At 38.0% G+C, this 13,041-nt stretch carries 12 protein-coding genes, 5 tRNA genes and 1 rRNA gene; all 18 read right to left on the bottom strand.

Translation table 11 applies throughout. The features are described from left to right. Positions 1-251: 251 nt before the first annotated feature. The 18 genes from ACNSTQ_RS00200 to ACNSTQ_RS00115 all read right to left on the bottom strand — a co-directional run bounded on the left by ACNSTQ_RS00200 (position 252) and on the right by ACNSTQ_RS00115 (position 13,039). Positions 252-1,760, bottom strand: coding sequence for a peptidoglycan DD-metalloendopeptidase family protein (locus tag ACNSTQ_RS00200; protein ID WP_418197845.1), 1,509 nt, complete (start codon positions 1,758-1,760; stop codon positions 252-254). A 288-nt stretch (positions 1,761-2,048) separates the two neighbouring features. Continuing rightward, positions 2,049-2,124: transfer RNA gene (locus ACNSTQ_RS00195), tRNA-Thr, on the bottom strand. 38 nt (positions 2,125-2,162) lie between these two features. Beyond that, positions 2,163-2,238: transfer RNA gene (locus ACNSTQ_RS00190), tRNA-Phe, on the bottom strand. 12 nt (positions 2,239-2,250) lie between these two features. Further along, positions 2,251-2,366, bottom strand: a 5S ribosomal RNA gene (gene rrf / locus ACNSTQ_RS00185). 10 nt (positions 2,367-2,376) lie between these two features. Next, a tRNA-Asp gene (locus tag ACNSTQ_RS00180) sits at positions 2,377-2,452 on the bottom strand. Between the two features lie 29 nt (positions 2,453-2,481). After that, positions 2,482-2,556, bottom strand: a tRNA-Glu gene (locus ACNSTQ_RS00175). Between the two features lie 15 nt (positions 2,557-2,571). Beyond that, positions 2,572-2,647: transfer RNA gene (locus ACNSTQ_RS00170), tRNA-Lys, on the bottom strand. Positions 2,648-3,043: 396 nt separating this feature from the next. Then, positions 3,044-4,330, bottom strand: a complete 1,287-nt coding sequence (locus tag ACNSTQ_RS00165) for an adenylosuccinate synthase (protein WP_418197844.1) — start codon at positions 4,328-4,330, stop codon at positions 3,044-3,046. Between the two features lie 320 nt (positions 4,331-4,650). Beyond that, positions 4,651-6,015, bottom strand: a complete 1,365-nt coding sequence (gene dnaB, locus ACNSTQ_RS00160; protein ID WP_418197843.1) for a replicative DNA helicase — start codon at positions 6,013-6,015, stop codon at positions 4,651-4,653. A gap of 209 nt (positions 6,016-6,224) precedes the next feature. After that, positions 6,225-6,668: a 50S ribosomal protein L9 gene (gene rplI, locus ACNSTQ_RS00155; RefSeq protein WP_418197842.1), complete on the bottom strand. Its 444-nt coding sequence runs from the start codon at positions 6,666-6,668 to the stop codon at positions 6,225-6,227. Between the two features lie 2 nt (positions 6,669-6,670). Then, complete coding sequence (locus tag ACNSTQ_RS00150) at positions 6,671-8,635, bottom strand: DHH family phosphoesterase (protein ID WP_418197841.1); 1,965 nt, start codon at positions 8,633-8,635, stop codon at positions 6,671-6,673. Between the two features lie 31 nt (positions 8,636-8,666). Continuing rightward, complete coding sequence (locus ACNSTQ_RS00145; protein ID WP_418197840.1) at positions 8,667-9,596, bottom strand: YybS family protein; 930 nt, start codon at positions 9,594-9,596, stop codon at positions 8,667-8,669. A gap of 73 nt (positions 9,597-9,669) precedes the next feature. Then, positions 9,670-9,816 carry a hypothetical protein gene (locus tag ACNSTQ_RS00140; protein WP_418197839.1) on the bottom strand — a complete coding sequence of 49 codons (147 nt, stop codon included), beginning with the start codon at positions 9,814-9,816 and terminating at the stop codon, positions 9,670-9,672. Between the two features lie 97 nt (positions 9,817-9,913). Next, positions 9,914-10,150, bottom strand: a complete 237-nt coding sequence (gene rpsR, locus ACNSTQ_RS00135; protein ID WP_209125205.1) for a 30S ribosomal protein S18 — start codon at positions 10,148-10,150, stop codon at positions 9,914-9,916. Positions 10,151-10,225: 75 nt separating this feature from the next. Next, a complete protein-coding gene (ssb, locus tag ACNSTQ_RS00130; protein WP_418197838.1) occupies positions 10,226-10,732 on the bottom strand; it encodes a single-stranded DNA-binding protein in 507 nt (168 codons plus the stop codon). 79 nt (positions 10,733-10,811) lie between these two features. Continuing rightward, positions 10,812-11,099, bottom strand: a complete 288-nt coding sequence (rpsF, locus tag ACNSTQ_RS00125; RefSeq protein WP_275118759.1) for a 30S ribosomal protein S6 — start codon at positions 11,097-11,099, stop codon at positions 10,812-10,814. Positions 11,100-11,446: 347 nt separating this feature from the next. Further along, positions 11,447-12,544: a redox-regulated ATPase YchF gene (gene ychF, locus ACNSTQ_RS00120; protein ID WP_418197837.1), complete on the bottom strand. Its 1,098-nt coding sequence runs from the start codon at positions 12,542-12,544 to the stop codon at positions 11,447-11,449. 297 nt (positions 12,545-12,841) lie between these two features. Continuing rightward, positions 12,842-13,039, bottom strand: coding sequence for a DUF951 domain-containing protein (locus ACNSTQ_RS00115; protein WP_418197836.1), 198 nt, complete (start codon positions 13,037-13,039; stop codon positions 12,842-12,844). Positions 13,040-13,041: the final 2 nt, after the last annotated feature.

The following is a 13,041-nucleotide window of genomic DNA, read 5'->3' as shown; positions in this document are numbered from 1 at the left end:
TATAGCTTTTCCCCAGATGTTCCATAATTAAAGAGCGGACGGTGGACGTAGTCCAAGCGACCTGGTTGCTGAAGCCTAACGTTAGGATAACCGAAATACAGAAGGTGGGTGCTTAGCGACATATAGACTAGAGCATCTTCCAACTATTACGATATTTAAAATATTAATGTTTAAATATCGTAATAGGAGCCATCTCCCTTCTTGTGCAGTATAAAAAAAGAAGCTGACCCATGAGTCAGCCTCCGTATATATTAACGATTTAAATAGTCCATTGGGTTTTGAAGCTTACTGTTTTGATAAACTTCAAAATGGAGGTGAATTCCTGTTGAATTTCCTGTGGTCCCCATTACACCTATTTTTTGACCTTTAGCAACTGTTTGACCTACTCGAACGTCAATAGAAGCTAAATGTGCATATAATGTTTCAACTCCATTGTTATGATTGATTCGGATCGTATTCCCGTATCCGCCTTGCCATCCTGCTGAAACGATCGTTCCGTTATCTGCCGCTAAAATATTGTAATTGCTAGGACGTGCAATATCAATTCCTTTATGGAAACGGCCCCAACGGTTTCCTTGGTAACTTGAAATATAACCACCAACAGCCGGCCAACCTAAATTACCCGTTCCACGCGAAGTCGATTGTTTTGTTCCTTTAATAACAATACGATTAACCGCTTCTTCTACAATTTCCTCTTCAAGAATTTTTCTCTTCACCGTTTGACCATTTTGCTCTACGATTTCATAACTTACAATCCGTTTTCCTGGTTTTCCTTCTTGCTCAATTTTCGTGTCGCCTTTCCACATCGACGAATCTTCTCTTGTTTCTGTCTGGAAAGTGATGTCTTCTTCGACTTTTGAAACCTTCTCTACTAGAACTGTAATGATAGGCTTGTAGTCCGTTACATTAACCTTTTGCCCAATTTGCAGAAGTGTATCCTCAGTGAGATCAGGATTAAGCTCCAGTAACTCGTTTGTAGTTAAATTATACTTGCTCGCAATAGACCCAAGAACATCGCCTGCACCGACAGAATACGTTTCCTCAGTTAACGTACCGAGTTTTAACATTTTAATCGCTTCATCTTTTGATAAAACCTCACTTGGATGAGCTAGTCCGTATTCGTATTCTACTTCCGATGAAACAGAAATCTCCTGAATTTCTGTTTCACCTACACCAGGTTCTACCAGGTGCTCTACATCTTCTGTACGCTCTTCATAAGATACTAACTCATCTTCTGAAACATACTGTAATTTAAATTCACGTAAGGCCTGTTCTGCTGTTTCTTGTTCCTCAACGAATAAAACCGCTTCATCCTCAAAACGTATTGCTACAGCTTCAGCTTTTACTGATAAAAGCTCATCTAGCTTTTCAATCGTTTCTTCTGTTTTCGTTCTAACTTGGAATACTCGTTCAGGAATCAACTGAACATCTTGGCCTATCATTAGATTAAGTGATTCATATTGTTTAGTGTAATGGCTAATCTTTTGATCAACTAGACTTTGATAGTCTTCCATATCATCGATAGAACCAATTCTTTCACCATCTACGTACACATGAAAAATCGTTTTTAATGAGCTATCGCTATTTTCATTAGCTAGGACGGCAGGCGCTGCTAACAATAAAGCTGAACATGTTGCTACGCTAGTAGCAAGTTTTACATTATATATTGATGTATGTACAAAACTTTTACATTTTTCTACTATGTTATTGTGCCTAAACCTATTACTTTCCTCGGCACTTGTCGATTTAAACAGATTCATAAGATCCTCCTAAAACTCCCTTAAAACCAAAGTTGCTCTATTAGACAAACTTCTACAACCTTTATCATTTTAACATAAAGCTATTTAAAATGTGTCAGATAATTGAAAATGAAATGTTTATGTAATAATCATAAACGAAATGAACATTGCTAAAGATAGCTGATAAACTTATCACCGATTTTGCCTATTAAGAACAAAAAAAAACACCATCTAAAGGGTGTATTTGTCGTGACTCGCTATATATGATTATGTTAAATTGTTGTTTTTTATTCCGCTCAATAAACCAAATGGTGCCGGCGAGAGGACTTGAACCCCCAACCTACTGATTACAAGTCAGTTGCTCTACCAATTGAGCTACACCGGCAAACATTATAAGGTAAATAACAACTCACTAGAATAAAATGGTGGCTCGGGACGGAATCGAACCGCCGACACATGGATTTTCAGTCCATTGCTCTACCGACTGAGCTACCGAGCCTAAAAATAAAAAGCTTGGCGATGTCCTACTCTCACAGGGGGAAGCCCCCAACTACCATCGGCGCTAAAGAGCTTAACTTCCGTGTTCGGCATGGGAACGGGTGTGGCCTCTTTGCCATCATCACCAAACTTTTTATTATGGCGGTCCCGACGGGAATCGAACCCGCGATCTCCTGCGTGACAGGCAGGCATGTTAACCGCTACACCACGGGACCATAATAATATTTAATTTTCAATGTAAAATTGGTGACCCGTACGGGATTCGAACCCGTGTTACCGCCGTGAAAGGGCGGTGTCTTAACCGCTTGACCAACGGGCCACTTTTTAAATAAAGTGGTGAGCCATGAAGGACTCGAACCTTCGACCCTCTGATTAAAAGTCAGATGCTCTACCAACTGAGCTAATGGCTCCTAGATTAAGGATGATTATTCAAATTGATGTTTCTTCCTCTACCAGCATTGCTTCGAAGTTTGATGCGTCGAAACAACTCGTAGTAGTTCGAAGATGCCTACGCTCGTTGCTCTACCAACTGAGCTAATGGCTCTCATATTCGATGTCGTTTCTTAACGACAAGAATTATATTAACATAAATATTTTTCGTTAGCAAGTACTTTTTTAAAAAACTTTTTCTTTTAAAAAAATATTTGGACGAGCACTTCAGCAACCTTTAATAGAATACTGTAAAACTGGCTCAATTTCAAGTCTTTTTTAGAGCTCATTTTTGATTGCTGCATATCCGATTATTATATAAAAAGTAAAGGCAAGAATAAGCTTTTACCTCCTATTCTTGCCTAAAATTTTAAAGTTTAAACAAACACACCACGAATTAAGTTTGTTTGATTACGATCTGGACCTACTGAGAAGATTGCTAACGGAATACCAGTTAATTGAGATACACGTTCAATATAATGGCGAGCATTCGGTGGTAGTTCATCTAAAGAACGAACACCTGTAATATCTTCTTCCCATCCTGGTAACTCTTCATATACAGGCTCACATTCAGCTAGAACTTTTAAGCTAGCTGGAAATTCGTCAATAATTTCGCCTTTATATTTATAGGCTGTACAAATTTTTAATGTTTTAATTCCTGTTAAAACATCAATTGAATTTAGTGATAAATCTGTAAGGCCACTTACACGACGAGCATGTCGTACAACAACACTGTCAAACCAACCGACACGGCGCGGTCGACCTGTTGTCGTTCCATATTCATTACCTACTTCACGAATTTGATGACCAATTTCATCATGAAGTTCCGTCGGGAATGGACCATCCCCTACACGTGTTGTATACGCTTTTGAAACTCCCACTACATGATGAATTTTTGATGGACCTACACCAGAACCGATCGTAACCCCACCAGCAATTGGGTTAGAAGAAGTAACAAAAGGATATGTACCTTGATCAATATCAAGCATAACTCCTTGTGCACCTTCAAAAAGTACACGACGACCATCATCTAATGCATCGTTTAAAACAACAGATGTATCACAAACATAATGCGCAATTTGTTGACCATATTCATAGTACTCATCCAGGAAGTCTTCTTTTTTAAATCCTTCAACTTCATAGTACTTCTCAAACATACGGTTTTTCTCTTCTAAATTACGTTCCACTTTTTGCTCAAATTCTTCACGATCGAGTAAATCTGCAATTCGGATACCGATACGCGCTGCCTTATCCATATAAGCAGGTCCGATACCTTTCTTTGTTGTTCCAATTTTATTTGCACCTTTACGCTCTTCTTCTACGATATCTAACTTCAGATGATATGGTAAAATGACGTGTGCTCTATTACTAATTCGAAGATTGCTTGTATCAACATTTCGGTCATGTAGATACTTTAGTTCTTCGACTAGTGCTTTAGGGTCGATAACCATACCGTTCCCAATGACACAAATTTTATCTTTATAAAAAATTCCTGATGGAATCAAATGTAGTTTATACTTATCTCCACCAAAAACAATTGTATGTCCTGCGTTGTTTCCACCTTGATAGCGTGCAACTACTTCTGCTTTTTCAGAAAGATAGTCTGTAATTTTACCCTTTCCTTCGTCTCCCCATTGCGTTCCAACAACTACTACTGATGACATATGTGCACCTCCACAATTGCTTTTACACCTTTATGTATATATTGTGTAAATATTAATGATCTTACTCAAACCATAGATAGTTTATCAATTTACATCCCTAAAGTCAATAAAACACGAACATTATTAAATATTTTTTAATAATTTGTTCGTTAAAACTTGCTAGACTCGCTACTTAAGTCGTTTAAAAAATACATCGATGATGAATCAAACATCATCCAATAAAATTAACTTATATTATCAGTTTTCCTCAGCACTACAAAACCCATGCTATCGTTAGCATGGGTTTTGTAGTGCTCTAAGGTACTGTCAATCTTTAATTTTTATGCTCCTGGTGGAATACTGCTTTCATCATGACGTCGATCTAAGGTAACGAATTTATTGTATTCTTTTACGAAAGCAAGTTCGACTGTTCCAACAGGACCGTTACGTTGCTTTGCTATAATAATTTCAATAATATTTTTGTTCTCAGATTCCTTATCATAGTAATCATCACGGTATAAAAAGGCAACGATATCGGCATCCTGCTCGATACTTCCCGATTCACGAATATCACTCATCATCGGTCGTTTATCTTGTCTAGATTCTACACCACGTGATAACTGCGAAAGAGCGATTACTGGAACTTCTAATTCCCTGGCAATCGCCTTTAATGTACGAGAAATTTCAGATACTTCTTGTTGACGATTTTCGCCGCCTCTTCCACTTCCTTGAATAAGCTGCAAATAGTCAATTAAGATCATGCCTAAGCCTTTCTCTTGCTTGAGACGACGACACTTCGCTCGAATATCATTAACTTTAACACCAGGTGTATCGTCAATAAAAATCCCTGCTTTAGACAGACTCCCCATCGCCATCGTTAACTTTTGCCAATCGTCAGGTTCTAGCTGTCCCGTTCTCATCTTTTGTGCATCAATGTTTCCCTCCGCACATAATATACGTTGAACTAGCTGACTAGCTGACATCTCTAAACTAAAGATGGCAACATTCTCATCTGTTTTTGTCGCGACATTTTGCGCAATATTTAAGGCGAAAGCGGTTTTACCTACCGATGGACGGGCAGCAACAATGATTAAATCGTTACGTTGGAAACCGGCTGTCATCCGATCAAGTTCGACGAACCCTGAAGGAATACCTGTAATTTCTCCACTTTGCTTTTCGAGCGCTTCAATTCGATCATACGTTTCAACAAGTACATCTTTTATCGCTATAAATGCCCCTGAATTTTTACGCTGGGCGACATCAAGAATTGTTTTTTCTGCTGTATCTAAAATCGCATCTACTTCATCTTCACTCGTATAACCATCGGCAGCAATATTTGTAGCCACTCGAATTAGTCTTCTTAATAGCGATTTTTCCTCGACAATTCTACTATAATAATCGATATTCGATGCTGTTGGAACGGCATTCGCTAGATCACTTAAATAAGAAACTCCACCTACATCATCTAACCAATTGCGGTCTTGTAAGTCTGAGGTTACAGTAATTAGGTCAACAGGCTCTCCTTTTTCTGCGAGACTAAGCATAACCTCATAGATTCGTTGATGAGCCGATCGATAAAAGTCTTCTGGTATTAACCGTTCTGAGGCAGTAACTAAAGCCTGTTCTTCTATAAAAATGGCACCAAGTACTGCCTGCTCCGCTTCAATATTTTGGGGAGGGGTACGGTCAGCAAATAAATCACTCATTAAAATCCTCCTCTCCTGAACTCAACACTTTTGAAAACATATCTATTTCTGTTTATATGATTTTTAGTTACTATACAACTTTATAACCGTCTCTTTTCTATTCATCTTAGACATATATTCTACCATAAAACACAAAAATGGTTGATTATTAAAATCAACCATTTTTGTATATTGTTTTTTATTGTTTGGCTGTTTTCGTATACCATGTTTTATTGTTCGGTTACATGAACCTTAACAGTAGCAACGACTTCAGGATGAATTTTAATTGGAACATTCGTATAGCCTAACGCACGAATTGGATCATCTAGCATAATTTTACGCTTATCTACTTTTTTCTTCAATTTTGCAAGCTCTTCAGCAATTTGTTTAGTAGAAACAGCTCCAAATAAACGACCACCTTCACCGCTTTTCGCTTTTATTTCTAAAGTGATACTTTCAAGTTCTTCCTTGTATTTTTGCGCATCGGCTAATTCTTCAGACGCTTTTTTTGACTCACTTTTCTTTTGTGCTTCAAGGTTCTTAACATTCCCTTGTGAAGCTTCTACCGCTAAGTTTTGTGGGAAAAGGAAGTTACGTGCATAACCTTCAGCAACATTTTTTACTTCTCCTTTTTTCCCTTTACCTTTTACATCCGCAAGAAATATAACTTTCATTGTTAACTTCCCCCTTTTAAATATTCGTCTATTACAGCTCTTAACAAATCTTCAGCTTCATCTAATGATGTATGATCTAACTGTGTAGCTGCATTCGTTAGATGCCCACCACCTTTTAATTGCTCCATGATGATCTGGACATTTAATTCTCCCAATGAACGAGCACTGATCCCAATTCGTCCATCTTGACGCTTTGAAATAACAAATGCGGCTGTAATACCATCCATCGTTAAAAGAGTATCTGCCGCTTGAGCAATTAAGACTTGGCTATACACCTCATCTTCAGACGCCTTTGCAATCGCTATTTCATCTTGGTAAATAATTGCCGACTCAATTAACTTTGCTCGTCGTACGTATTGATCCATATCTTCTTTAAGTAACCTCTGAACGAGTACGGTATCGGCTCCATTTCTTCTTAAGAAAGAAGCTGCATCGAATGTACGTGAGCCTGTTCTGACAGCAAAGCTCTTTGTATCAACGATAATCCCGGCTAATAAAGCTGTCGCTTCGAGAATATCCATTTTCAGTTTCTTTGGTTGATATTCTAGTAACTCTGTAACTAATTCGGATGTCGAAGAAGCATATGGTTCCATATACACTAAAACCGGGTCCGTGACAAACTCTTCACCCCGCCTGTGATGATCGAGGACAATCACTCGGTCCACACGATTTAGAAGTTTAGGCTCGATAACGAGCGATGGTCGGTGAGTATCAACAATAACTAGAAGTGTTTTGTCATTTGCCATTTCGACAGCTTCTTCTCGTGTAATGAAATGCGACCAAAGGTGATCATGATTTTCAATTTCTTCCATTAACTTTTGTACATCTGAGTGGATTTCATCCCTGTCTAAGACGATGTAACCATCTTTTCCATTGACTTCAGCAATTTTTAAAACGCCAATGGCAGCTCCAATAGCATCCATATCCGGGTTTTTATGTCCCATTATAATAACTTTAGAACTCTCTACAACAAAATCTCGTAAAGCATGAGAGATCACTCGAGCTCTAACACGGGTACGTTTCTCCATTGCATTTGACTTTCCACCATAGAAATGAACTTTACCGTTCTTTTCTTTAATGGCTACTTGATCCCCGCCCCGACCGAGTGCTAAATCTAAACTAGATTGAGCAAGAGCACCAAGTTCTCGGATCGTGCCATTACCACTACCAATTCCTATACTTAAAGTAATTGGAATTTTTTCTTTTCCTGTGACTTCTCTTATTTCATCGAGAATTCCAAACTTGGTCTTTTCAATTAAACTTAGCGATTGTTTGTTAAAAATGGCTAAAAATCGATCAGACCCTGTTCGTCGAAGTAAAATTTCGTATTCACTTGCCCATTTGTTTAATGTAGCCGTTACTTGACTCGACAATTTGCTTCGGACTTGATCATCCATACCTTGAGTAACTTCATCATAATTATCTAAATAGATGAGCCCAGTAACCGTTTGATCTTCTTCGTACATCTCTTTCGTTTGTACGGTTTCAGTTACATCAAAGAAATAAAGCAGCCGTTCATCTTTTTTATATTCAACACGAAAAAAATGTTCTTTAAGTGAAATCAGACCATCTTCCTTTTCCTCTTCAATAATCGATAGAAGGTGTTCAGAAAGGTCTTCTAGTGACTTTCCAATGAAGGTATCCCCGAATACGTGACTTATGTACGGATTGACCCATTGCACGACGCGTTCCTCATTATAAAGTAATATTCCTACTGGCAAGTTTACAACTGCCTCTTCCCCTGCTTTATTAATTCGATACGAAAGCGTTGAGATGTACTCTTCAAGTTGCTTTTCAAAAGAGATTCTCGCTTGAATCGTATAAATAAGTAAAACACCTAACATAAAGAAGCCAATGATCCCAAGTTGCCATTGATAGTATGTTAATATTCCAATAAAAAGCAATGCTACAGTAAACAAGGAAACTACGTGATAACCATGCCACCGTTTCATCAAGAACTTAGGCATATTGTCAACTCCTACTTTATATTCCTAACCCTTACTTTTTTACTCGTTTCCGTAATTCAAATCCTAAATCAATGATACCTAATATTCTTACCATCACTAGAAACATCGGTAAGAGCAGGGTAAACACAGTAATTAAAATAGGGACCACTTTCGGTACACCTTTTACATAACAATAATGAAAAATAAAAGATAACCCTTGAATGGTCATAACAAATGTAAGTAAAGGAAACAGATTTATTAGTACAGTGTAGATAAATGAAGTTTCAGGTACTCCAATTAAAACAAGAATCGATACAATTAAATAATACCATAAAAACGACTTTGGAAATGTCCACTCTTTGAACGGTGGAAGAGATGGAACCTTTGGATAAAATCGTTTCACAATGATTCTTGAAAATAGTTGTGTTAGTAAAGCTGTCGTTACTCCCATTAATATAATTAATAATGGACCTAATTGACCAAGCATATCGATTAAATCTTGGAATGCTTCTAATTGTTCTCCAGGGTCTTGGCCAATACCTGCTAACATGCTTTCGGCAGTTTCGATCGATTGACGCATTAATTCTTGAGTCGTATGTAATGGATGTATTCCTAACAAGGCAATACTCATAATGAAAAGGACGATAATACTAACAATATACGTTAAACTGCCGCCTAGTAACACTGCTAATCCAGACTTATTTCTTCGGTACAATTCACCTACTACTAAACCACCTAAACCAAACAATAACGGAATAGGAAGCCCAGGTAATCCAGCTATAATAAATGTTATAAATAACGTTACTGTCCAAAATAAAATACCCGGTTTTAAACCATGTCGAAGGACATAAATGATAAATGGAACAGGCATAAACCAAATTAACACCATGGAAACAAACGGAATAAAAATGGTTGCTATAACACCAATCCCGAACAGAGCTGCTAGTAATGCTCCTTCTGTTAAGGCTTTTGTTTTCTTCACATTTTCACCTCTCTTTTCATCTCATCTATTTTACCTTAGTTTCGATTAAAGATAAAGAAAGTGAAAGATCGTTTTATTCTAATGAGATATAAAAATGGTTTGTTTGTCCATTTATTATCTCTCCTATATCTGTGAGCGAAGCACTGTAACTATTTCCTGTTTCAAGATATACAGTAATTAAATCAGGTGTTTTGTCCCAATAAGGTAAAATAAATTCCATTCCTATTCACCTCAATCATCAACAATAGGCTTTTATACAACCAAAGAATAAGAAAAGGCACGACAGAGAGTGATCTCTATCATGCCTTTTAAGTTAATTAGTTAACTTCATTAACGTACGGTAATAAAGCGATTTGACGAGCACGCTTGATTGCAGTAGTTAATTGACGTTGGTATTTTGCAGAAGTACCAGTTACACGACGAGGTAAGATTTTACCACGCTCAGAGATGAACTTCTTCAAAAGATCTGTATCTTTGTAATCGATTTTCTCGATTTTATTTACTGTAAAGTAACAAACTTTACGGCGTTTTGGTCCACGTCCTCTACGAGCCATTGTAATTCCTCCTTCTTTTTAAATTTTTATATATACTATCCCATTTTGTCTAGTCATCGGGAGTTTCGTTTACGATTAGAATGGAAGATCATCGTCAGAAATGTCGATGTTGCTGCCATCTGATGCAAACGGATCCTCGTCCAATCGAGATTGGTTACGATTAGGATTCTGTTGACCGTATCCTCCTTGGCCAGTTGGTGCTGGTCCACGGCTATAAAAGTCGTTTCCGCCTTGAGAACCGCCGCCGCCACCACCGCCTGAACCTTTTGGCTCAAGAAATTGTACGCTATCAGCTACAACTTCTGTCACATAAACTCGGCGACCTTCATTATTATCATAGCTACGTGTCTGAATACGGCCTTCTACACCAGCAAGGCTACCTTTTTTCAAGTAGTTGGCTACATTTTCAGCAGGCTTTCTCCAGATGATACAGTTAATAAAGTCAGCTTCTCGATCACCTTGCTGGTTCGAAAACGGTCGATTTACAGCAAGAGTAAAGTTGGCTACTGCTACACCATTTGGAGTATAACGTAACTCTGGGTCTTTTGTTAGACGTCCGACAAGGACGACACGGTTAATCATCAGAACCCCTCCCAATATTTCACTTCTTCTAGTAAAAGTTCAAAGTCTCCTCATGAACTTTTATTTTATTGTTCGTCTATTATTGTTCGTCTTTAACGATTAGTAAACGAATGATGTTCTCGTTGATCTTAACAAGACGGTTGAATTCAGCAATTGCTTCTGGATTAGCCATTACGTTAATTAAAACATAATAACCTTCGCGGAAGTCATTGATTTCGTAAGCTAAACGACGCTTACCTTTTTCTTCAACCTTCTCGATCTCAGCACCATTAGTAGTTAATACACCATTGAAACGCTCAACAAGCTCCTTTGTAGCAGCTTCATCAAGGTTTGGCGCAATAATGTACATGATTTCGTATTTACGCATTCCTCGTCACCTCCTTTTGGTCTAACGGCTCCATCTTTGTGGAGCAAGGAGCAAAAAACTAATGTCATTTACTCACATTGAATCATTATACCAGAGTAGCTTGTACTATACAAGCTTTTAAGCGGATATTCAAAAAGTCCGGGAAAAATAGCTGTCGTTAGATGAACTTCGACTAAGAGCCCTCACGTCCTGTGAGAACGTCGAAGTCACCACATCCTGTGGTAGCTCGTCAGCTTGCTCCTACGCTCCTCACGTATTAACTACATACGCTGTGGTGCTCGGAGGCTACGCTTTCTCGATCTTCTCGGCCCTTTTTGTCCTCCTTTTTGAATACTTACTTTATAAAATTAAACATTAAAACGGAAATGAATGACATCGCCATCTTCGACAATATACTCTTTTCCTTCTAAACGAACTTTCCCTTTTTCCTTAGCTACTGTCATAGAACCCGCTTCAACAAGGTCATTGTAAGCAACTATTTCGGCACGAATAAATCCACGTTCAAAGTCTGAATGAATCACTCCAGCTGCTTGTGGTGCTTTCATTCCTTGTTTAATCGTCCATGCACGAACTTCTTGAACTCCAGCTGTGAAGTAGGTACGAAGGCCAAGAAGGTGATATGATGCACGAATTAACTGATCTAAACCAGATTCCTCAATGCCTAACTCTTCTAGGAACATCGCTTTTTCATCACCGTCTAGCTCAGCTATTTCCGATTCGATTTTTGCACAAACTACAATTACTTGTGAGTTTTCATTAGCAGCAAACTCTTTTACCATTTTGACATACTCGTTATCGCCACCAAGTAAATCTTCTTCACTTACATTAGCAACATATAATACAGGCTTCATCGTTAATAAATGAAGTCCATAAACTACCTTTTCTTCAGCTTCTGTAAGCTCTACAGATCGAGCTGGCTTTTCATTTTCAAATGCTTCTTTCAGCTTTACTAGTGCCTCATGCTCTAACATCGCTTCTTTATCTTTTTGTCTCGCCATTTTACCTACGCGATCAATTCGTTTATCAACTGATTCTAAATCTGCTAAAATCAATTCTAAATTGATGACTTCAATATCATTAATAGGGTTTACTCGTCCTGCTACGTGAGTTATGTTCTCATCTTCAAAGCAACGGACAACGTGACAAATCGCATCAACTTGACGAATATGAGATAAAAATTTATTTCCTAACCCTTCACCTTTACTTGCTCCTTCAACAATCCCTGCAATATCTGTAAATTCAAACGTTGTTGCGACTGTCTTCTTTGGTTGGACAAGCTCTGTTAATCGGTCAAGACGAACATCTGGTACTTCAACCATTCCAACATTGGGATCAATCGTACAGAAAGGGTAATTCGCTGATTCTGCTCCTGCTTGTGTTATTGCATTAAATAGTGTTGATTTACCAACATTCGGTAAACCGACAATACCAGCTGTTAAAGCCATCGGTCATCACTTCCTTTAGATTTTAGAAAAACACGACTTATCGCCAGTGATGGCAAAAGCGATGTCTTTTCTTATACTTTACTCCACTATTAAGGTAGTCTTAATAAAGTGAAAAAATTGCATATTTTCGCCATTATTTTTACATCTTATACCCTTCACAATTATAGAGATAGTTCCATAAAAAAACAAGAAGCTGACAATTGGCAGCCCCTCGTGTGTAGACAATTACGAAATCATTGTCGGTCTCATCAAGCAAGAGTTCTACAATTTACAGATCGTCAACTTCCTGTCCTCTAATCATTGTTGGCCTTTTTCAATGATCTTTTTTAGTTTTCGGGTGAATTCTTTCCGCGGTAACATGACACTATGGTTACAACCTTGGCATTTTATACGGATATCCATTCCCATGCGAATGATTTTCCAACGATTTTCTCCACATGGATGTGCTTTCTTCATCTCTACAACATCATTGATTTCAAACTGTTTTTCGCTCATGA

The organism is Alkalihalobacterium sp. APHAB7, from assembly GCF_048323755.1.
Taxonomy (GTDB): Bacteria; Bacillota; Bacilli; order Bacillales; family Bacillaceae_F; genus Alkalihalobacterium.
The sequence above is the reverse complement of the archived record's forward strand: the minus strand, read 5'-3'. Positions and strand labels throughout refer to the sequence as shown.

What these genes read in the sequence shown, in the direction of transcription:
- dnaB (WP_418197843.1), bottom strand. Translation starts at nt 6,015, where the DNA reads ATGAGTGATTTATTTGCTGACCGTACCCCTCCCCAAAATATTGAAGCG.
- ACNSTQ_RS00115 (WP_418197836.1), bottom strand. Translation starts at nt 13,039, where the DNA reads ATGAGCGAAAAACAGTTTGAAATCAATGATGTTGTAGAGATGAAGAAA.
- rpsR (WP_209125205.1), bottom strand. Translation starts at nt 10,150, where the DNA reads ATGGCTCGTAGAGGACGTGGACCAAAACGCCGTAAAGTTTGTTACTTT.
- ACNSTQ_RS00165 (WP_418197844.1), bottom strand. Translation starts at nt 4,330, where the DNA reads ATGTCATCAGTAGTAGTTGTTGGAACGCAATGGGGAGACGAAGGAAAG.
- ACNSTQ_RS00200 (WP_418197845.1), bottom strand. Translation starts at nt 1,760, where the DNA reads ATGAATCTGTTTAAATCGACAAGTGCCGAGGAAAGTAATAGGTTTAGG.
- ychF (WP_418197837.1), bottom strand. Translation starts at nt 12,544, where the DNA reads ATGGCTTTAACAGCTGGTATTGTCGGTTTACCGAATGTTGGTAAATCA.
- rpsF (WP_275118759.1), bottom strand. Translation starts at nt 11,099, where the DNA reads ATGCGTAAATACGAAATCATGTACATTATTGCGCCAAACCTTGATGAA.
- ssb (WP_418197838.1), bottom strand. Translation starts at nt 10,732, where the DNA reads ATGATTAACCGTGTCGTCCTTGTCGGACGTCTAACAAAAGACCCAGAG.
- rplI (WP_418197842.1), bottom strand. Translation starts at nt 6,668, where the DNA reads ATGAAAGTTATATTTCTTGCGGATGTAAAAGGTAAAGGGAAAAAAGGA.
- ACNSTQ_RS00140 (WP_418197839.1), bottom strand. Translation starts at nt 9,816, where the DNA reads ATGGAATTTATTTTACCTTATTGGGACAAAACACCTGATTTAATTACT.
- ACNSTQ_RS00150 (WP_418197841.1), bottom strand. Translation starts at nt 8,635, where the DNA reads ATGCCTAAGTTCTTGATGAAACGGTGGCATGGTTATCACGTAGTTTCC.